This is a genomic window from Escherichia sp. WS1265, assembly GCF_046487585.1.
Taxonomy (GTDB): Bacteria; Pseudomonadota; Gammaproteobacteria; order Enterobacterales; family Enterobacteriaceae; genus Escherichia; species Escherichia coli.
On sequence record NZ_JBJQJE010000015.1, the window covers coordinates 13129 to 33726 of the forward strand.

General features: G+C 51.9%; 17 protein-coding genes, 1 tRNA gene and 5 pseudogenes. 13 read left to right on the top strand and 10 right to left on the bottom strand.

What is annotated here, in order from left to right:
* Positions 1-114 precede the first annotated feature (114 nt).
* A pseudogene (locus ACJHX3_RS15550) lies at positions 115-321 on the top strand (RNA ligase RtcB family protein); the annotation flags it as partial.
* Positions 317-669, top strand: a pseudogene (gene prfH / locus ACJHX3_RS15555) (peptide chain release factor H); the annotation flags it as partial. The pseudogenes ACJHX3_RS15550 and prfH, both read left to right, overlap by 5 nt.
* A 56-nt stretch (positions 670-725) precedes the next feature.
* Here prfH and pepD read toward each other — a convergent pair.
* Positions 726-2183 carry a cytosol nonspecific dipeptidase gene (gene pepD / locus ACJHX3_RS15560; RefSeq protein WP_001293009.1) on the bottom strand — a complete coding sequence of 486 codons (1458 nt, stop codon included), beginning with the start codon at positions 2181-2183 and terminating at the stop codon, positions 726-728.
* A 260-nt stretch (positions 2184-2443) separates the two neighbouring features.
* Between pepD and gpt the strand changes: the two genes are divergently transcribed.
* The 3 genes from gpt (at position 2444) to crl (ending at position 4697) form a co-directional block, all read left to right on the top strand.
* A complete protein-coding gene (gpt, locus tag ACJHX3_RS15565; RefSeq protein WP_001291990.1) occupies positions 2444-2902 on the top strand; it encodes a xanthine phosphoribosyltransferase in 459 nt (152 codons plus the stop codon).
* A 91-nt stretch (positions 2903-2993) separates the two neighbouring features.
* Positions 2994-4238 carry an esterase FrsA gene (frsA, locus tag ACJHX3_RS15570; RefSeq protein ID WP_001589754.1) on the top strand — a complete coding sequence of 415 codons (1245 nt, stop codon included), beginning with the start codon at positions 2994-2996 and terminating at the stop codon, positions 4236-4238.
* 57 nt (positions 4239-4295) lie between these two features.
* On the top strand, positions 4296-4697 hold the full coding sequence (gene crl, locus ACJHX3_RS15575; RefSeq protein WP_000174684.1) for a sigma factor-binding protein Crl: 402 nt from the start codon (positions 4296-4298) through the stop codon (positions 4695-4697).
* Between the two features lie 38 nt (positions 4698-4735).
* Here the strand turns inward: crl and phoE are convergent, their stop codons facing one another.
* Positions 4736-5791, bottom strand: a complete 1056-nt coding sequence (gene phoE / locus ACJHX3_RS15580; RefSeq protein ID WP_000749881.1) for a phosphoporin PhoE — start codon at positions 5789-5791, stop codon at positions 4736-4738.
* 286 nt (positions 5792-6077) lie between these two features.
* Here phoE and proB point away from each other — a divergent pair, with 286 nt between their 5' ends.
* The 3 genes from proB (at position 6078) to ACJHX3_RS15595 (ending at position 8636) form a co-directional block, all read left to right on the top strand.
* Positions 6078-7181 carry a glutamate 5-kinase gene (gene proB / locus ACJHX3_RS15585; RefSeq protein ID WP_094308344.1) on the top strand — a complete coding sequence of 368 codons (1104 nt, stop codon included), beginning with the start codon at positions 6078-6080 and terminating at the stop codon, positions 7179-7181.
* Between the two features lie 11 nt (positions 7182-7192).
* Entirely contained in the window at positions 7193-8446 is a 1254-nt protein-coding gene (gene proA / locus ACJHX3_RS15590; RefSeq protein ID WP_094308343.1) for a glutamate-5-semialdehyde dehydrogenase, read from the top strand.
* Positions 8447-8560: 114 nt separating this feature from the next.
* Positions 8561-8636, top strand: a tRNA-Thr gene (locus ACJHX3_RS15595).
* 14 nt (positions 8637-8650) lie between these two features.
* Here the strand turns inward: ACJHX3_RS15595 and ACJHX3_RS15600 are convergent.
* Positions 8651-8809 (bottom strand): annotated as a pseudogene (locus tag ACJHX3_RS15600) (integrase); the annotation flags it as partial.
* 9 nt (positions 8810-8818) lie between these two features.
* Between ACJHX3_RS15600 and ACJHX3_RS15605 the strand changes: the two are divergent.
* Both ACJHX3_RS15605 and ACJHX3_RS15610 read left to right on the top strand, forming a co-directional pair.
* Positions 8819-9373 (top strand): annotated as a pseudogene (locus ACJHX3_RS15605) (SDR family oxidoreductase); the annotation flags it as partial.
* A 167-nt stretch (positions 9374-9540) separates the two neighbouring features.
* Positions 9541-9819: a hypothetical protein gene (locus ACJHX3_RS15610; protein WP_024177850.1), complete on the top strand. Its 279-nt coding sequence runs from the start codon at positions 9541-9543 to the stop codon at positions 9817-9819.
* Between the two features lie 403 nt (positions 9820-10222).
* On the opposite strand, the pseudogene ACJHX3_RS15615 reads toward ACJHX3_RS15610, so the two are convergent.
* Both ACJHX3_RS15615 and ACJHX3_RS15620 read right to left on the bottom strand, forming a co-directional pair.
* A pseudogene (locus ACJHX3_RS15615) lies at positions 10223-10291 on the bottom strand (hypothetical protein); the annotation flags it as partial.
* Positions 10292-10502: 211 nt separating this feature from the next.
* A complete protein-coding gene (locus ACJHX3_RS15620) occupies positions 10503-11387 on the bottom strand; it encodes a LysR family transcriptional regulator (RefSeq protein WP_001119037.1) in 885 nt (294 codons plus the stop codon).
* A gap of 264 nt (positions 11388-11651) precedes the next feature.
* On the opposite strand from ACJHX3_RS15620, the gene ACJHX3_RS15625 reads away from it, so the two are divergent.
* Together ACJHX3_RS15625 and ACJHX3_RS15630 are read left to right on the top strand one after the other, a co-directional pair.
* Positions 11652-12710, top strand: a complete 1059-nt coding sequence (locus tag ACJHX3_RS15625; RefSeq protein WP_122990195.1) for an alpha/beta hydrolase — start codon at positions 11652-11654, stop codon at positions 12708-12710.
* Between the two features lie 141 nt (positions 12711-12851).
* A complete protein-coding gene (locus ACJHX3_RS15630; protein ID WP_140427151.1) occupies positions 12852-13979 on the top strand; it encodes an MFS transporter in 1128 nt (375 codons plus the stop codon).
* Positions 13980-14158: 179 nt separating this feature from the next.
* On the opposite strand, the gene paoD is transcribed toward ACJHX3_RS15630, so the two are convergent.
* Genes paoD through paoA form a run of 4 tightly spaced genes read right to left on the bottom strand, consistent with a single transcriptional unit; the run spans position 14159 to position 18962 of the window.
* The gene (gene paoD / locus ACJHX3_RS15635; RefSeq protein ID WP_094321712.1) at positions 14159-15115 is read right to left on the bottom strand and encodes a molybdenum cofactor insertion chaperone PaoD; all 957 of its coding nucleotides are present in this window, start codon (positions 15113-15115) and stop codon (positions 14159-14161) included.
* Positions 15116-15124: 9 nt separating this feature from the next.
* Complete coding sequence (paoC, locus tag ACJHX3_RS15640; protein ID WP_094308340.1) at positions 15125-17323, bottom strand: aldehyde oxidoreductase molybdenum-binding subunit PaoC; 2199 nt, start codon at positions 17321-17323, stop codon at positions 15125-15127.
* Positions 17320-18276, bottom strand: a complete 957-nt coding sequence (paoB, locus tag ACJHX3_RS15645; protein WP_094321711.1) for an aldehyde oxidoreductase FAD-binding subunit PaoB — start codon at positions 18274-18276, stop codon at positions 17320-17322. The genes paoC and paoB overlap by 4 nt, the downstream gene beginning before the upstream one ends.
* Positions 18273-18962, bottom strand: a complete 690-nt coding sequence (paoA, locus tag ACJHX3_RS15650) for an aldehyde dehydrogenase iron-sulfur subunit PaoA (RefSeq protein WP_001589762.1) — start codon at positions 18960-18962, stop codon at positions 18273-18275. The genes paoB and paoA overlap by 4 nt, the downstream gene beginning before the upstream one ends.
* Positions 18963-19367: 405 nt before the next feature.
* On the opposite strand from paoA, the gene ACJHX3_RS15655 reads away from it, so the two are divergent.
* Positions 19368-19982, top strand: coding sequence for a YagU family protein (locus ACJHX3_RS15655; protein ID WP_001019920.1), 615 nt, complete (start codon positions 19368-19370; stop codon positions 19980-19982).
* Between the two features lie 248 nt (positions 19983-20230).
* Here ACJHX3_RS15655 and ACJHX3_RS15660 read toward each other — a convergent pair whose 3' ends face one another.
* The gene (locus ACJHX3_RS15660) at positions 20231-20560 is read right to left on the bottom strand and encodes a YkgJ family cysteine cluster protein (protein ID WP_001303809.1); all 330 of its coding nucleotides are present in this window, start codon (positions 20558-20560) and stop codon (positions 20231-20233) included.
* Positions 20561-20598 lie beyond the last annotated feature (38 nt).

The following is a 20598-nucleotide window of genomic DNA, read 5'->3' on the forward strand; positions in this document are numbered from 1 at the left end:
TTTTCTTGCCCTGGATTCGTCTGCCATTTCCTGATTTTTATATTTATATACTCTAAATAATTCGAGTCGCAGTACATGCAACTTGAAGTATGACGAGTATAAATGGAATGATACATGGGCAAATATATTCGTCCCTTATCCGATGCGGTATTTACCATCGCATCTGATGACCTGTGGATCGAGAGTTTAGCGATTCAACAATTACACACCACGGCAAATTTACCCAACATGCAGCGCGTAGTAGGGATGCCAGATTTACACCCCGGACGCGGCTACCCGATTGGCGCAGCGTTATTCTCTGTTGGTCGTTTTTACCCGGCAAGACGTCGCGGTAACGGTGCTGGAAACAGAAACGGGCCGCTACTCTGACACGCTGCGTTCGGCGCTGATTTCTCTGGATGGCGATAACGCATGGGCATTAAGCGAAAGTTGGTGCGGCACTATTCAGTGGATTTGTCCGAGTCCGTATCGGCCTCATCATGGGCGCAAAAACTTGTTTCTGGGCATGCTAACAAGCGGCTGGCGCGATTGCTGATTGCCTGGACGCTGGAACAACAGCAACAGGAAAATAGCGCGGTGCTGAAATCGCGGCGGCGAATGTTCCATCACCAGATTGAACGTGGCAACCCGAGACGGACATTTACAGGGATGGCTTTTATCGAAGGATAATGAAGGATGAAACTGCCGGAAGGCGATTAAACGCCATCCGGCAGCAAATCAAATAATTACTTCGCCGGAATTTCTTTCAGCAGCTCAGTCAGCAGTGTCCAGTAATGGCCTACGCTTTCGATGTGAACTTGCTCATCCGGAGAGTGTGGACCGGTGATTGTTGGCCCGATAGAAACCATGTCCATTTCCGGATACGGTTTTTTGAACAGACCACATTCCAGGCCCGCGTGGATAATCTGGATGTTCGGCGTCTTGTTGAACAGACGCTGATAAGTTTCACGTACCAGATGCATCACCGGAGAATTAGCGTCCGGCTGCCAGCCAGGATATGCGCCTTTCGCTTCGGTTTTCGCGCCAGCCAGTTTACCCAGCGAATCCAGCATGCTCACCACGTAGTCTTTACCGCTGTCGATCAGAGAACGGATCAGGCAGTGAATTTCTACGTTATTGTCAGTCATGGTCACCACACCGACGTTCAGGGAGGTTTCCACCACACCTTTTGCCACATCGGAATTGCGGATCACACCGTTCGGGGTGGCGTTCAGCAGACGAATAAAGGTATCGCGAGATTTCGCAATCAGGGCAGCTTTATCGTTCGCAACAGAGTCCAGCAGCAATGCCAGATTTTTCTCTTTCTCTGCCAGCTCGTTTTTCAGGATCTCCTGATAGGTATTCACCAGAGATTTCAGGGCGTCGACTTTATCAGCTGCGACAGCAATGGTCGCAAAGGCTTCACGCGGGATGGCGTTACGCAGTGTGCCACCGTTGAAATCGATAAGGCGCAGGTCCAGCTCTTCTGCATGACCCGCCAGGAAGCGCACCAGCAGTTTGTTGGCATTACCCAGGCCAACGTGGATTTCACCGCCGGAGTGACCGCCTTTCAGGCCTTTTAAGGTTAACTTGAAGGTTTCAAAACCAGCTGGAACCGCTTCACGATCTAAATGCAGGTTGGAGGTGAAGTCGATACCCCCCGCGCAACCCATGTAGATTTCACCTTCCTCTTCGGAGTCGGTGTTAATCAGAATATCAGCCTGCAACCAGTTGCTCTGTAAGCCAAAAGCACCATCCATACCGGCTTCTTCGGTCATGGTCAGCAGCACTTCCAGCGGGCCGTGAACCACGTTTTCGTCAGCCAGAACCGCCAGCGCAGACGCCATACCAATGCCGTTATCCGCACCCAGCGTGGTGCCGCGCGCTTTAACCCATTCGCCATCAATATAAGGCTGGATAGGATCTTTAGTGAAGTCATGCACGGTGTCGTTATTTTTCTGTGGCACCATATCGAGGTGGGCCTGCAAGACGACCGGTTTACGATTTTCCATACCTGCGGTAGCAGGTTTACGAATCAGGATATTACCTACCTGATCGCGTTCGACATGGAAACCTTTCTCTTTTGCCCAACCAACAATGTATTCAGCGAGTTGCTCTTCATGATAGGACGGGTGAGGAATAGAACAGATTTTGGCAAAAATATCCCACAGCGGCTGTGGAGATAATTGAGACAGTTCAGACACGTTAAGTCTCCTTGTCGATCACCCGCAAAACAGTATTGCAGGTCACAGGGTTAGCAGAAAATGTTGTCAACACAAGACAGGCTTGCGAGATATGTTTGAGAATACCACTTTATCCCGCGTCAGGGAGAGGCAGTGCGTAAAAAGACGCGGACTCATGTGAAATACTGGTTTTTAGTGCGCCAGATCTCTATAATCTCGCGCAACCTATTTTCCCCTCGAACACTTTTTAAGCCGTAGATAAACAGGCTGGGACACTTCACATGAGCGAAAAATACATCGTCACCTGGGACATGTTGCAGATCCATGCACGTAAACTCGCAAGCCGACTGATGCCTTCTGAACAATGGAAAGGCATTATTGCCGTAAGCCGTGGCGGTCTGGTACCGGGTGCGTTACTGGCGCGTGAACTGGGTATTCGTCATGTCGATACCGTTTGTATTTCCAGCTACGATCACGACAACCAGCGCGAGCTTAAAGTGCTGAAACGCGCAGAAGGCGATGGCGAAGGCTTCATCGTTATTGATGACCTGGTGGATACCGGTGGTACTGCGGTTGCGATTCGTGAAATGTATCCAAAAGCGCACTTTGTCACCATCTTCGCAAAACCGGCTGGTCGCCCGCTGGTTGATGATTATGTTGTTGATATCCCGCAAGATACCTGGATCGAACAGCCGTGGGATATGGGCGTCGTATTCGTCCCGCCAATCTCCGGTCGCTAATCTTTTCAACGCCTGGCACTGCCGGGCGTTGTTCTTTTTAACTTCAGGCAGGTTACAATAGTTTCCAGTAAGTATTCTGGAGGCTGCATCCATGACACAGGCAAACCTGAGCGAAACCCTGTTCAAACCCCGCTTTAAACATCCTGAAACCTCGACGCTAGTCCGCCGCTTTAATCACGGCGCACAACCGCCTGTGCAGTCGGCCCTTGATGGTAAAACCATCCCTCACTGGTATCGCATGATTAACCGTCTGATGTGGATCTGGCGCGGCATTGACCCACGTGAAATCCTCGACGTCCAGGCACGTATTGTGATGAGCGATGCCGAACGTACCGACGATGATTTATACGATACGGTGATTGGCTACCGTGGTGGCAACTGGATTTATGAGTGGGCCACCCAGGCGATGGTGTGGCAACAAAAAGCCTGTGCAGAAGAAGATCCGCAACTCAGTGGTCGTCACTGGCTGCATGCGGCTACGTTGTACAACATTGCCGCCTATCCTCATCTAAAAGGAGATGACCTGGCCGAGCAAGCGCAGGCTTTGTCAAACCGCGCCTATGAAGAGGCCGCCCAGCGTCTGCCGGGCACCATGCGGCAGATGGAGTTTACCGTACCCGGCGGTGCGCCCAGCACCGGCTTTTTGCATATGCCGAAAGGGGATGGCCCGTTCCCGACAGTATTAATGTGTGGTGGTCTGGATGCGATGCAGACGGACTATTACAGCCTGTATGAACGTTATTTTGCGCCGCGCGGCATTGCGATGCTGACTATTGATATGCCGTCGGTGGGCTTTTCTTCAAAATGGAAGCTCACCCAGGACTCCAGCCTGTTGCATCAGCACGTCTTAAAGGCGCTGCCTAACGTACCGTGGGTAGATCACACTCGCGTCGCGGCCTTTGGTTTCCGTTTCGGCGCTAACGTTGCCGTACGTCTGGCATACCTTGAATCGCCGCGTCTGAAAGCGGTTGCCTGTCTTGGTCCGGTAGTTCATACCCTGTTGAGTGATTTTAAGTGCCAGCAACAGGTGCCGGAAATGTATCTTGACGTTCTGGCGAGTCGTTTGGGTATGCATGATGCTTCCGACGAAGCGTTACGCGTGGAGTTGAATCGCTATTCATTAAAAGTGCAAGGATTGCTGGGACGTCGTTGCCCAACGCCAATGTTATCAGGCTACTGGAAGAACGATCCGTTCAGCCCGGAAGAGGACTCACGCTTAATCACCTCATCATCTGCTGACGGTAAATTATTAGAGATCCCATTTAACCCGGTGTATCGGAATTTTGACAAAGGCCTTCAGGAAATCACAGACTGGATTGAAAAACGATTGTGTTAAAAATTTGCTAAATTTTGCCAATTTGGTAAAACAGTTGCATCACAACAGGAGATTGCAATGACGTTACCGAGTGGACACCCGAAGAGCAGATTGATCAAAAAATTTACCGCACTAGGCCCGTATATTCGTGAAGGTAAGTGCGAAGATAATCGATTCTTTTTCGATTGTCTGGCTGTATGCGTCAACGTGAAACCGGCACCGGAAGTGCGTGAGTTCTGGGGCTGGTGGATGGAACTGGAAGCGCAGGAATCCCGTTTTACCTACAGTTACCAGTTTGGTCTGTTCGATAAAGCAGGCGACTGGACGAGTGTTCAGATAAAAGATGCCGAAGTGGTTGAACGACTGGAGCACACCCTGCGTGAATTTCACGAGAAGCTGCGTGAGCTGCTGGCGACGCTGAATCTGAAGCTGGAACCGGCGGATGATTTTCGTGATGAACCGGTGAAGTTAACGGCGTGAGTGAAATGTGCCGGATGCATCACATCCGGCAATATCCATTAAAACTGATAGGTCATACCAACCGCGACAATATCATCATTATTGATGTTCAGCTTATTATCGCTATCCAGTTGGTTGATTTTATAATCAACAAACGCTGACATATTTTTGTTGAAATAATATGTAGCACCGACGTCGATATAATTGACCAGATCTTCATCACCGATGCCTTCAATATCTTTCCCTTTCGATAAGACATAACCCAGCGACGGACGCAGACCAAAGTCAAACTGGTATTGGGCGACCGCTTCAAAGTTCTGTGTCTTATTGGCAAAGCCGCCAGTTATTGGCGTCATTTTGCGTGTTTCAGAATAGAAAGTTGCCAGATAAATATTATTGGCATCGTATTTCAGACCTGTTGCCCATGCTTCTGCACGCTTGCCTGTGCCACGGCTTTGCAGGTTCTGCTCGTTAGTGCGATCGGAGTTGGTATAGGCCCCACTGATGGCGAAATCGCTGCCACCAAAGTCATATGTCAATGACGTACCGAAGCCATCGCCGTTTTGCTTTTTAACGTCGCGGTTTTCGTTTTTCCCTTGATATTGCAGGGTTAAGTTCAGGCCATCGATAACGCCGAAGAAGTCGGTGTTCCGATACGTCGCCAGACCGCTGGCGCGTTTGGTCATAAAGTTGTCGGTCTGCGCCGAGGAGTCGCCACCAAATTCCGGGAACATATCGGTCCAGGCTTCCACGTCATACAGCGCGCCCAGGTTACGACCATAATCGAAAGAACCCAAATCTTTATATTTCAACCCGGCAAAAGCGAGACGCGTTTTTTGCTGTGCAGTATCACTCTCCGCTTTATTACCGGCAAACTCTGCTTCCCAACGACCATAACCCGTCAGTTGATCGTTAATTTGTGTTTCGCCTTTAAAACCAAAACGGATATAACTCTGGTCGCCATCTTTACTGTCGTTATCACTCATATAATGCATGGCTTTAACTTTGCCATAGACATCCAGTTTATTACCGTCTTTGTTATATATTTCTGCGGCCTGTACGGATGCAGATGCCACAATGCCCATCACCACTAATGCCAGAGTGCTCTTTTTCATCTTCATTCCTGATATTAATTAACGCGCGAATATTCAGCGGGAGAGTCCCGTTGAAAACAGGAAAGTTTTAACCTGAGATTGTTAAAGATATATTACAGATTAATAATATTCTTAAAATGTGGTAATTTATTAAATCTGTAATAAAAGCGTAAACAACTGCCGCTACGCTTGCTGATCCCGCGCAACAAAACACCATGCTTTGCTCGCAGATGGTTGGCAACCGACGACAGTCCTGCTAAAACGTTCGTTTGATATCATTTTTCCTAAAATTGAATGGCAGAGAATCATGAGTGACAGCCAGACGCTGGTGGTAAAACTCGGCACCAGTGTGCTAACAGGCGGATCGCGCCGTCTGAACCGTGCCCATATCGTTGAACTTGTTCGCCAGTGCGCGCAGTTACATGCCGCCGGGCATCGGATTGTTATTGTGACGTCGGGCGCGATCGCCGCCGGACGTGAGCACCTGGGTTACCCGGAACTGCCAGCGACTATCGCCTCGAAACAACTGCTGGCGGCGGTAGGGCAGAGTCGACTGATTCAACTGTGGGAACAGCTGTTTTCTATTTATGGCATTCACGTCGGGCAAATGCTGCTGACCCGTGCTGATATGGAAGACCGTGAACGCTTCCTGAACGCCCGCGACACCCTGCGTGCGTTGCTCGATAACAATATCGTTCCGGTAATCAATGAGAACGATGCTGTCGCTACTGCAGAGATTAAGGTCGGCGATAACGACAATCTTTCTGCGCTGGCGGCGATTCTGGCGGGTGCCGATAAACTGTTGCTGCTGACCGATCAAAAAGGTTTGTATACCGCTGACCCGCGCAGCAATCCGCAGGCAGAACTGATTAAAGATGTTTACGGCATTGATGACGCACTGCGCGCGATTGCTGGCGACAGCGTTTCAGGCCTCGGAACTGGCGGCATGAGTTCCAAATTGCAGGCCGCAGACGTGGCTTGCCGTGCGGGTATCGACACCATTATTGCCGCGGGCAGCAAGCCGGGCGTTATTGGTGATGTGATGGAAGGCATCTCCGTCGGTACGTTGTTCCATGCCCAGGCGACTCCGCTTGAAAACCGCAAACGCTGGATTTTCGGTGCACCACCTGCGGGTGAAATCACGGTAGATGAAGGGGCAACCGCCGCCATTCTTGAACGCGGCAGCTCCCTGTTGCCGAAAGGTATTAAAAGCGTGACTGGCAACTTCTCGCGTGGTGAAGTCATCCGCATTTGCAACCTCGAAGGTCGCGATATCGCTCACGGCGTCAGTCGTTACAACAGCGATGCATTACGCCGCATTGCCGGACACCACTCGCAAGAAATTGATGCAATACTGGGATATGAATACGGCCCGGTTGCCGTTCACCGTGATGACATGATTACCCGTTAAGGAGCTGGCCGATGCTGGAACAAATGGGCATTGCCGCAAAGCAAGCCTCGTATAAATTAGCGCAACTCTCCAGCCGCGAAAAAAATCGTGTGCTGGAAAAAATCGCCGATGAACTGGAAGCACAAAGCGAAATCATCCTCAACGCTAACGCCCAGGATGTTGCTGACGCGCGTGCCAATGGCCTTAGCGAAGCGATGCTTGACCGTCTGGCACTGACGCCCGCACGGCTGAAAGGCATTGCTGACGATGTGCGCCAGGTGTGTAACCTTGCCGATCCGGTGGGGCAGGTAATCGATGGCGGCGTACTGGACAGCGGCCTGCGTCTTGAGCGTCGTCGCGTACCGCTGGGGGTGATTGGCGTGATTTATGAAGCGCGCCCGAACGTGACGGTTGATGTTGCTTCCCTGTGCCTGAAAACCGGTAACGCAGTGATCCTGCGTGGTGGCAAAGAAACCTGTCGCACTAACGCTGCAACGGTGGCGGTGATTCAGGACGCCCTGAAATCCTGCGGCTTACCGGCGGGTGCCGTGCAGGCGATTGATAATCCTGACCGTGCGCTGGTCAGTGAAATGCTGCGTATGGATAAATACATCGACATGCTGATCCCGCGTGGTGGCGCTGGCCTGCATAAACTGTGCCGCGAACAGTCGACGATCCCGGTGATCACAGGTGGTATAGGCGTATGCCATATTTACGTTGATGAAAGTGCAGAGATCGCTGAAGCCCTGAAAGTAATCGTCAACGCGAAAACTCAGCGTCCGAGCACATGTAATACGGTAGAAACGTTGCTGGTGAATAAAAACATCGCCGATAGCTTCCTGCCTGTGTTAAGCAAACAGATGGCTGAAAGCGGTGTGACGTTACACGCCGATGCTACCGCACTGACGCAATTGCAGGCAGGTCCCGCGAAGGTGGTTGCTGTTAAAGCTGAAGAGTATGACGATGAGTTTCTGTCATTAGATTTGAACGTCAAAATCGTCAGCGATCTTGACGATGCCATCGCTCATATTCGTGAACACGGCACACAACACTCCGATTCGATCCTGACCCGCGATATGCGCAACGCCCAGCGTTTTGTTAATGAAGTAGATTCATCCGCTGTTTACGTTAACGCCTCTACGCGTTTTACCGACGGCGGCCAGTTTGGACTGGGCGCGGAAGTGGCGGTAAGCACACAAAAACTCCACGCGCGTGGCCCAATGGGGCTGGAAGCGCTGACCACTTACAAGTGGATCGGCATTGGTGATTACACCATTCGTGCGTAAATAAAATCGGGTGATGCAAAAGTAGCCATTTGATTCACAAGGCCATTGACGCATCGCCCGGTTAGTTTTAACCTTGTCCACCGTGATTCACGTTCGTGAACATGTCCTTTCAGGGCCGATATAGCTCAGTTGGTAGAGCAGCGCATTCGTAATGCGAAGGTCGTAGGTTCGACTCCTATTATCGGCACCATTTAAATCAATAAGTTACACATAATTAGTACCTTCCTTTTTTTTTGACTGGGACAAATTTGGGACCGATGGGTTCAGGACTGAGTCTATTTGCCGTGCGTGTTCGGTAAGGTGATTAGGCGCGAGGTGAGCATATCGACGAACCATTTCGATAGACTCCCAGCCTCCCATTTCTGAAAATGCAAGTTGGATGTCACAGACCGACAGTCCATGGCAGATTTCGTGCAAGCAGCGCTGGATAGCTGGGGGCGAGTTGATGTTCTTATCAATAATGCGGGCGTTATGCCGCTTTCACCGCTTGCAGCAGGAAAACAAGATGAATGGGAACTCACTATTGACGTGAATATCAAAGGTGTACTTTGGGGAATTGGCGCTGTACTTCCGGTGATGGAAGCACAGGGTTCCGGTCAGATAATCAATCTTGGTTCTATTGGTGCCCTTTCTGTTGTGCCCACAGGCGCAGTCTATTGCGCGTCAAAATTTGCAGTACGGGCTATTTCGGATGGCTTACGGCAGGAAAGCTCGAAAATCCGTGTGACCTGCGTAAATCCTGGGGTTGTAGAAAGTGAACTGGCTTCAACCATTACCCATGTGGAAACCATGAAGTCAATGGACGCCTACCGTTCTGTTGCACTTCAACCCGCGGATATTGCCCGTGCTGTAAGGCATATTATTGAATCTCCCGAAAGCGTTGATACAACCGAAATTACCATCAGACCTACTGCATCTGCAAACTGAAGAATAACTTTTATATTCACGTTTTATTAAATAGGTCGGAAGGAAAATTTATATCCACTGTTTTGAATAGCAAGATGCATTATATTATGCATTGCTCACTCCGAAGGAGATGAAGGTTTAATTACAGTAAGATTATTTTCACAGGGAGTAAACATGACTCATATTTAATGCCTTTGTATATAAAACTCATCCTCTCAATTGTCAGGAGAATTAGCATGAATATTATCTATTCTTTAATTGTTGTGGTTACACTGTCTTTAATATCCTTCAGTAGCGTCGCCAAAACGATTACTGCCGTCGGTTCAACCATCGACAGCACTGAAAAAGAAATTTCTTTACAGGCAGCAAAACAAGGAAAATCATATAAAATTCTGGGCGCGTTTTTTAAGAATAGAGTTTATATGATAGCAAAGTTAATACCAGTCAGTAAAAATGATGCTTCGTAAGGCTCATGGTCTAATTTTTAAGACATGATCAAGAAGCATGTCTATTGATTCAAAATTGTCATTATTATGGCAATGGAATGCCCGACAAATGACGCTATACCATCCTTCTGTACCAGTCGTCCTGCTAATCCCACCGATGCTTCGGTCTGGAGTGGTAAATTAATATTGGACACAGTTTTATTTTCTCTCTTTTTCGAGGGCTGTATATCAACAGGAAGAATACATCCCTAAGCGGTTAATGCAGGCGTAATCAATAGACCAGCATTAATCACGGATGATTACCAATCAGACAGATATGGTTAAATCATCGAATTCATAATTAATACTTTTTCTTACGCCGCTGAACAGCTTGAAAAGGATACATATTTTAAATATCAGTGAAGTGGACAGTTTATTGCCGTTATTAATAGAGATGGAGGAATAAATACGCGTATTCTACTATTGCAACAAAAACAACGATGATGATCAGTTTTCATAATGAAGTAACCTGACAGATATAAAAATGTTGATTGAGGCTAAATGCCCGGATGAAGGTTGTCGAGGGAGCCAGGTGGTTTTTTCTTTTGGGTGATCTCCATTGCTGGATAGTCCCCTCTTTCTCGCTCAAAGCAGACCCTGGAATTGAACGCAGAGGGACTACCTGACACAATTTTGCACAGTGAAGAGTCGGTCGTTATTAACGTTCAGATTTTCAATGTATCAATGACCATCCGCAGGGCGGGGGAGACGTTGCGATGAGGGTAATAGAGAAACAATCCCTCCATTCGCAGGCTGTAACGCTGCAACACCCTGATAAGCTTACCGTGTTCTAAATCATCCGCGACCAGTTCAACAGGAACATAGGCCAATCCGAGGCCCAGCCGGGCGGCTTCTGCTTCCATATAGCTGTCGGATAAGGCCCATTGCCCTTCAGGGCGATGAGTGATTTTTTTATCATCCTGATTGAGTTCCCACTGGTATACGCTGCCGTCGGCAAACTGATAGGCGATACAGGGATGCGCCTTTAAATCCGCCGGGGTTTGCGGAAAACCATAGCGACGAAAATGTTCCGGAGTCCCCACAATTGCCATCTCCATATCGGGCGTGATGCGTACCGCGACCATACCCTGGCCGACTTCAGGCCCCAGGCGGACACCTGCATCGAATCTTTCCTCGATGATATCGACGAACCGGCTCTCATTTATCAGTTCAAGCCGGATATCAGGATATCTCTGTTTAAATACCGCCAGCTTTGGCAGCAGGCATTTATCAATCGCGTGCTGGCTGGCATTGATACGCACCGTGCCGGAGGGCGTCTCTCGATAGTGCGCCAGCGTGGCAAGCCCAAGATCTAACATTTCAAATCCAGATGCCGTCTTCTGGTAGAGCTGCTCGCCTGCTTGTGTCAGCGACAGTTTACGCGTGGTGCGCACTAGCAGCTGGACACCCAGCCTTTCTTCAAGCTCGCGAACAGAACGGCTGACTCCTGACTGAGCAAGACCCAGCCGCTGAGCCGCTGCGGTAAAGCTGCCTTCCCGCACCACCTGCATAAACAGGTACAGCTCGTTGTAGTTCTCCCTTTTCGCCATTGAAACATCCCCCCTTCATGCCGGCAATCTCCACATTAATTTATAACAATATGGTATTAATCTTAGCATTAATCGCCCCCTAATCAGCACTAATTCTGCTCACTATAATGACCCCATCAAAGTAAAGCACCGCAGCGTTGTCCGTCGGAAACCTGTATCTCTCTGTTGTTTTTTATGGGGATTTTTATGAAAGCCTTCACCCGCACGCTAAAAACCGCGATGCCGACCATGCTGCTTTTCGCATCATTAAGTGGAGTCACGACAATGAGTTATGCTGATTCAACCAATCCTAATGCCCCTGTGTCCATGACAGATAAATGGGATAAAACGTTCGCCGAGAGCCAGAAAGTCGATCACCGTAAAGTCTCGTTCCCGAACCGATATGGCATCACCTTAGTGGGCGATCTTTACCTGCCTAAAGACCGTGGCGATCGCAAGCTGGCGGCGATTGCGGTCAGTGGGCCATTTGGCGCGGTGAAAGAGCAATCCAGCGGCCTGTATGCGCAGACGCTGGCGGAACGAGGGTTTGTTACCCTGGCGTTCGATCCTTCTTACACCGGGGAAAGCGGCGGCTATCCGCGAAACGTCGCCTCACCGGATATCAACACTGAAGATTTCAGCGCGGCGGTGGATTTCTTAGGGCTGCAAAAAGAGGTAGATCGCAACCGTATCGGGCTGCTCGGTATTTGTGGCTGGGGCGGCATGGCGCTGAACGACGTGGCGATGGATACCCGCGTTAAAGCGGTTGCTACCAGCGTGATGTATGACATGAGCCGGGCGATGGGCCATGGTGTGGGGGATGGCGAAGACCGTTATTCTACCGCCGACCGTCGTGCTGTTCTGCAATATCTGAATGAACAGCGCTGGAAGGATGCGCAGAGCGGAACGTTCGCTCACGGTGGTCATGATATTAATGTCGACAGCAACGGCAAGGTCAGTGCGGGCGAGCGCATTCTGCCAGAAACGCTGCCGGCAAATCCTCATCCGGTACTGAAAGAGTTCTTTGACTACTATCGCATGCCGCGCGGCTTCCACGAACGTTCCGTTAACTCTACCGGGGCGTGGACGGCAACGATGCCGCTGTCATTTATGAATATGCCGCTGTTGAGCTACTCCAGTGAAATCACCATTCCGACGCTGATTGTGACCGGTGAGAAAGCGCATTCACGCTATTTTGCTGAAGATGCTTACAAGGCGGTTGGCAGTAAAGACAAAGAGCTGGTGGTGGTACCAGGGGCAAATCACGTGGACCTGTACGATAACGTGGCCGGAAAAATACCTTTCGCGAAGTTCGAACAATTTTTCCAGACCAAACTGAAATAAAACCTCTCCTGAATTGATGCAAAGCCACCGGCCATAGGCTGGTGGCTTTTATCCTGATCTTTGTGAAATTTCACTATGTCGACACTAAGCCAAACACCATCACCTCATCATCAGCACGCATACTGGGGCGGTATTTTTGCCATGACCCTGTGCGTGTTTGTGCTGATTGCTTCTGAATTTATGCCCGTCAGCCTGCTCACGCCGATTACCCGCGATTTAGGCGTGACGGAGGGGCTTGCAGGGCAGGGGATTGCTATCTCCGGCGCGCTGGCGGTTCTGACCAGCCTGACGCTTTCAACGCTAGCTGGAAAGATGAATCGTAAGTTCCTGCTGCTGGGGATGACGGTTCTGATGGCCGTATCGGGGCTTATTATTGCGCTGGCTTCCAGTTATCTGATGTATATGGTCGGTCGTGCGATGATTGGTGTGGCTATTGGCGGATTCTGGTCGATGTCAGCGGCAACGGCGATTCGTCTGGTGCCGCAGCATCAGGTCACGCGTGCGCTGGCAATTTTCAACGCCGGTAATGCGCTGGCGACGGTCGTGGCCGCACCGCTGGGAAGCTATCTGGGGGCTACGGTCGGATGGCGAGGCGCTTTCTTGTGCCTGGTGCCCATCGCGGTTGTCGCCTTTATCTGGCAGTGCATCAGCCTGCCAAGCATGGATGCGAATAAAAGCCACACTTCATGTGGCGCGGTATTCCGCTTATTTAGCCGCCGCATGGTTGTGGTCGGCATGATAGCTTGTGGCCTGTTTTTCATGGGGCAGTTTGCGCTATTCACCTATGTGCGCCCGTTTCTGGAGTCGGTGACACGGGTTAATTCCTTAGGCTTGTCGTCGATTTTGCTGATTATCGGCGTGGCCGGTTTTATTGGCACGCTGGTTGTTTCGGCATTTCTCAACAGAAAATTCTACCCCACGCTGATGGCCATACCCGGACTGATGGCCGTCATTGCTATCGGTCTGATGCTGACCGGGCATCACGTCTGGACGGTCTCGCTGCTGTTAGGACTCTGGGGCATGCTGGCCACCGCCGCGCCAACCGGATGGTGGACATGGATTGCGCGTACGTTGCCTGACAACGCCGAAGCCGGAGGCGGGCTCATGGTCGCGGTGATTCAGCTCTCCATCGCCCTTGGATCAACAGCAGGAGGCATCGTATTTGACCGCCTTGGCTGGCAGAGCACGTTTGCTATGAGTAGCGTGCTGCTCCTTTGCGCTGGCGTACTGACCTTTGTTACCGCACGCCAGAAGGCCGGTGCGCTTTAGTCCGGCGAGGGCGCGCGTTGCTGAATAAGTTACACAAGGCGATGAGCGCCCACTATGGGTTGGGTGCTCTTTTAAACGATTTAGGTGATTTTCTAAAACGGCTACTGCAGATTTTTCTCTTAATTTATGGGTATTTCCCCCGGAGGCGAGAAAGCGCTCTCCACGCCCGGCCGCAAGGATCAGGACGACGGGGGCAGGCATGAATCCTCATCCTGATGGAGACGTACAGAGGCGACTTCTGCCAGCACGGAGAGGGCCAGTGTATGCGCATCCTGGGCTTTGGGGAATATCCCGACGGGTGCCCGGATTTGCGCTGTCTCCTCCCTGGACCATCCCAGCTCGTGGAGCTTTTGCAGACGTAAAGTGTGGGTTCGATAGCTGCCCAATGCGCCGAGATAAAAGGGTTTTGCTTCTCGCGCGGCCTGCAACACTGGCAGCTCCCGGTTGAGATCATGGCACAGCAAAATGACCGCCGTATCGGTATCGACCTGAGCGCTGGCTGAGGCCGGAAAAAGATCGAAGATATGGCTGTCATAGCCTGTGGCTGCTGCAAGACTCGCGGTTGCCTGCGCCTCAAGAGAACGTCCGTAAATCATCAGCCTGACGCATGGCCTGAACTCCACCTCAAAGCCATTGAGATTCCAGCCTGTCCGGGTTTGCGTGGGCAGGCACACCAGCGATTGTGCTTGCGGATCGTAGCGCAGACCCGCCGGTTTTCTCTGTTCCAGGCGGTTCAGCACGGCGAGCAGAGGCTGTGCCGAGCGTAGTTTATGGAGCGTCAGCGTGATCCCACCGCCGCAGGGCAGAACGATGTCAAACCACGGCGAACCTTCGCCATAGCGAATTTCGCGATCGCGGCCTGAGCCCATCATCTCCAGCGCTTCAAAAGCGGCAGCGGCCTCCACGCAGCCGCCAGAGACAAAACCGCAGTAACGACCATCTTCGCGCACCACCATCTGAGCCCCGAGCGGGCGCGCCGCGCCGCCGCGTATTTCCACCAGCGTCACCAGCACCGCTCCTTTACCGGACATTAGCGCCTCTACGGCGAAGCGCAGAATGGTCCGGTGGTCATCGGTGAGAAACGCCTGCTCTGGCTTATGCCAGTGCTCGTCTTTGTCAAAAAGCGAGTATGACATTGTTCCTCCTTAAACCACATCCGGCAGTTTATCGAGCAGCTTATCCAGAGTGATGGGATAATCCCGTACCCGAATACCGGTGGCGTTATACACCGCGTTGGCGATAGCCGCGCTCACGCCGCACAGGCCCAGCTCACCGACACCTTTGGCCTTCATCGGGGAGGAGATGGGGTCGGTATCATCCAGGAAAATCACCTCCTGTTTTGGGATATCCGCATGGACCGGCACCTCATACCCCGCCATATCGTGATTAACGAAGTAGCCCAAACGGTTATCCACCGCCAGCTCCTCCATCAGTGCCGCACCCATGCCCATAGTCATTGCGCCAATGACCTGGCTGCGTGCAGTTTTCGGATTCAGGATGCGTCCTGCAGCACACACAGCGAGCATACGCCGGACCCGAACTTCTCCCGTCGCGCTATGCACGCCGACCTCCACAAAATGCCCGGCAAAGGTCGACTGCTGGTACTCCTTGCTCAGTGTTCCGAATTCAATGCTCTCTTCCGCTGTCAGTCTGCCGCCTGCGGTGGCCTCATGTAGCATGGCGCTTCGGGTACCGTTGGTAATCTTGCCGTCGGCAAACTGCGACTGCTCAGGATCAAACCCGACTGCCGAGGCAATCATTTCGCGAAGCTTCACACAGGCGGCGTAAACGCCGGAGGTGGAGGTATTCGCGCCCCATTGTCCACCAGAACCCGCAGAAACCGGGAAACTGGAATCGCCGAGGTGAACCGCAACCTGCTCCAGCGGTACGCCAAGCATTTCCGCTGCCGTCTGGGCCAGAATGGTGTAGCTGCCAGTGCCAATATCGGTCATGTCCGTTTCCACGGTAACGGTGCCGTTTTGTTCTAGGTGAACCCGCGCACCCGATTTTTCCAGCAGATTATTGCGAAAGCCCGCCGCAACACCGTGGCCGACTAGCCACTCCCCGTCGCGTACCTGTCCGGGTGTGGCGTTGCGCAGCTTCCAGCCAAATTTATCCGCTCCGGTGCGCAAGCACTCGATAAGCTGACGGCGAGAGAAGCGGCGCGTCGGGTCGGCGGGGTCAACCTGAGTGTCATTCAGGATGCGAAACTCGACGGGATCGATGCCCGCTTTTTCCGCCAGTTCGTCGATCGCGATTTCGAGCGCCATCAGACCGGGGGCTTCGCCGGGCGCACGCATGGCGTTCCCTTCCGGCAAATCAAGCGTGGCGAGCCGCAGGCCGGTATGACGGTTTGCCCCTGCGTAGAGTAATTCGCTTTGCTGTACCGCCGTTTCCGGCGTGCCACCGGGCAGGTTTCCGGACCAGCTTTCATGTGAGATAGCGGTGATTTTCCCGCTCTGGTCAGTACCGATACGCAAGTGCTGAAGGGTGGCGGGGCGGTGCGTGGTGTTATTGGGAATAGTGGGGCGGGGGAGCATCACTTTAACCGGACGTTTCACCGCACGGGCGGCGAGGGCCGCCAGCAGCGCATCGCTTCTCAGGAACAGCTTGCCGCCAAACCCTCCGCCGATATACGGGGAGATAATACGCACATTCTCCACGGGCACTTTCAGCGTTTTTGCCAGATCGGTGCGGCACCAGTCAATCATCTGATTTGAGGTCCAGAGGGTAAGCTTATTCCCATCCCAGACGGCCATCGAGGCATGCGGCTCCATCGCCATATGGCTCTGGTCCGGGGTCGTGTAGGTAGCATCAATCTTTACCGCAGCGGAGGTGAAAGCCCCGTCAAAGTCACCAACATTTTTATCGGGCGTGTCTTCCGGCGGCTGACTGACGGCCTGTTTCTCGTCCGCCAGGGAGTAAGCTCCTTTATTACGGCGATAGTGCGCCTGCACCAGCGAGGCCGCCGCTCGCGCCTGTTCGAAGGTCTCAGCCACTACCAGCGCAATGGCCTGATGATAGTGCTCAATAGTGGGGCCGCCTAACAGCCTGGCGGTGTTTTTGTCGCCTTTGCCGAGTGCCCCAGCGTTACTGGCGGTAATGACAGCCAGTACGCCCGGCGCTTTTTGCGCGGCGTCCGTATCAAGGGCGGTGAGGCGTCCTTTGGCAATGGCGGAACTGACGATATAACCATAGGCGGCGTTGGGGGCTTCTTCATGCCATTCGTAGGCGTAGCGTGCCGTGCCGGTAGTTTTCAGCGGTCCGTCGATGCGGTCATGGGGACGACCGACAACCTTCAGCTGATCGATCGGGTTTTCCCCTGCGGGTTTATCAAATTTCATGCCAGTGCCCTCGCTTCAGCCAGTACGGAGGCAAGCGTTCGCTTCGCCAACAGGAGTTTAAAGGTGTTTTCAGCGGTGGGATGGGCGCTGGCGAACAGCGCGTCATACACGGCCTGCGCCCCCTGGGATAGCTGAGCATCCGCAGCCTCAATGCGCCAGGGCTTATGTGCTACTCCGCCCAGCGCGACGCGCCCGCTGCCGTCAGGCTGAATAATCGCCGCGACCGATACCAGGGCAAAGGCGTAGGAGGCGCGATCGCGCACCTTGCGGTAGATATGTTTTCCGCCGAGCGGCGGAGGTAATGCCACCGCAACGATAAGCTCACCGGGAAGCAGGGCGGTTTCAATGTGCGGCGTTTTTCCCGGAGGGTGATAAAAATCAGCCAGTGTGATACTGCGAGTCTTTCCCTCCGGCGTGATGGTTTCCACTACCGCATCCAGCAACCGCATTGCGACCGCCATATCGCTCGGATGGGTGGCAATGCAGGCTTCGCTTACGCCTACCACCGCGTGCTGACGGCTAAAGCCTTCAAGTGCCGCGCAGCCGCTCCCGGGCAGGCGCTTATTGCAGGGCTGATTGGTGTCGTAAAAATAGGGGCAGCGCGTGCGCTGGAGCAGATTACCTGCGGTGGTTGCCTGATTACGTAACTGACCAGACGCGCCAGCGAGCAGGGCGCGGGAGAGTACCGCATAATCACGACGCACGCGCTCGTGAGCCGCCAGGTCGGTGTTCCGTACCAGTGCGCCGATGCGCAGCCCACCCGCGTCGGTCACTTCAATCTTATCGAGCCCGAGCCCGTTCACATCGATAAGGTGGGGGGGCGTTTCAATTTCCAGCTTCATCAGGTCCAGCAGATTGGTCCCGCCCGCGATAAATTTTGCGCCGGGTACGCGCTGAGCACTAAGTGCCGCCTCGGCAGGGGTGTTCACACGTTCATAGGTAAACGCCTTCATGATTTTATCTCCCCCGCAGCGTCTTCAATGGCGGCAAGGATGTTAGCGTATGCACCACAGCGACAGATGTTGCCGCTCATACGTTCACGGATCTCATCGGCAGTTCTTTCTGGAGGGGAAACCAAATCGACCGTGACGTGACTGGGAATGCCGTCCTGAATCTCTTTTAGCACCGCTACTGATGAGCAAATTTGCCCGGAGGTGCAGTAGCCGCACTGGAAGCCATCATGTCTGATAAAGGCCGCCTGCATAGGATGAAGATGGTCTGGTGAACCCAGGCCTTCAATGGTGGTGATCTCGGCCCCCTGATGCATGACTGCAAGCGTCAGGCAGGCATTAAGCCTTCGACCATTGACCAGCACGGTACAGGCTCCGCACTGTCCGTGATCGCAACCTTTCTTGGTACCGATCAGATGCAGATTTTCACGCAAAGCGTCCAGTAGCGTGGTTCGGGTATCAACGTCCAACTGCTCGGTTTTGCCGTTCACCTTAAGTGTCAGGGGCATTATCTCTGGCGCGGGTGTAGCTGCCGGAACGCTTGCCGCAAGCGTAGAATGAGGATAAACCACGGCGGTCGCCGCCGTTGCGGCGCTGACTTTAATCAGATCGCGACGGGTCAAACTAAAATCGTGCGGCTCGTGCTTCCCAACCCGATTATCTTCGGGGTATTCGCCTTGGTTGCTCATACCAGGCCTCCGGTATTCTAAAGGGGAAAATAAGAGTGCGTTGCGAGAGTGCTGATACTTTTTTAAACGTTAAGCATAGTCGGTGAGAGCAGGAGGATTATTCTTAAAACGCGAATGCAGCTATGAGCCCGGCTAATTAATTCATATTCGCCGATGACGGGAGCTAGTTTATTGCTTTAGTTGTGCGATGCAAAAACCGATAAGGAAACCTGTGATTGTCAGCTCAGCATCACCCTGTAAATCGTTGTCACTTTTAATATAAAAATAGGGAGAAATGATGGTGCTTATATTCATTGGCGATTAGTCACCATTGCATTATACAAAACAATACAGTTCTTTACATTTGTCTTATTTTATGAATACTCCTGAAGAGGTGTATAACATAATGGTACAAGCAGGGTAGATATGAATATATTTGAACAAACTCCACCGAACCGCAGACGTTATGGTCTTGCTGCATTCATTGGGCTGATTGCTGGCGTTGTTTCCGCATTTGTGAAGTGGGGGGCTGAAGTTCCATTGCCGCCACGTAGCCCGGTGGATATGTTTAATGCAGCGTGTGGCCCGGAATCATTAATCAGGGCTGCTGGGCAAATTGATTGCTCCCGTAATTTTCTCAATCCTCCGTATATTTTTCTTCGAGACTGGTTGGGGCTGACAGATCCCAATGCGGCTGTTTATACCTTTGCCGGGCATGTCTTTAACTGGGTTGGTGTTACGCACATTATCTTTTCGATAGTGTTTGCTGTCGGTTATTGTGTGGTCGCTGAAGTATTTCCAAAAATTAAACTCTGGCAGGGCTTACTGGCAGGTGCTTTAGCCCAACTTTTTGTTCATATGATTTCATTCCCTCTCATGGGACTGACGCCACCTCTGTTTGATCTCCCGTGGTATGAGAATGTTTCTGAAATTTTTGGACATTTAGTCTGGTTCTGGTCCATTGAAATTATTCGCAGAGATTTACGAAACAGAATTACTCATGAGCCAGACCCTGAGATCCCTTTAGGCTCAAACAGATAATGCATTGAATAATAAAAATGGCGCAAATGCAGCGCCATTTTTATAGGTTAAAAACATTGCTTTTTACTTTCTGAAGCAGATAGCCCGTGAGTACATCGCGCTACTTCAGGATGCTGTAGATCCGGAGAACACTATAGAGGAAGAGGCATTGTTGCTGGCAGATGGAAGAAGTTTCGGGTTTTGTTATCCCTGAAAAACGAAGCCCCGCGATTATAGCTGGCGGGGCAGTGCAATTAATTATTGCATATTTATAACGGTGTCAGCCCGTATTTAGCTCTTGCACGATTGCAAGCCTCATTGACGACTCCGTTCTCACCAGACATGGCGAATTCTCTGCACGTGGACGATCGATTTTTATATATCGTGCAGCAGGCATTTTTGCCCGGTGTTCCTGCAAGGGCAATACATCGGGGGTTTTTCTGATTGGTACCGCTCATGCATCGGTGAAAAGGGGATATTTGTTCAGTGAGCCTGGCGGGAATGGTACCGCCAGCATCGTCGGCTTCGGCCCAGTAAAAAGAGACGCGGAAAAATGCACAACAGGCACCACACGTCATGCATGGATTCAGATTGCTCATAATTCACCAGTACAGCTATAAATCGTAAAGAGAACAGC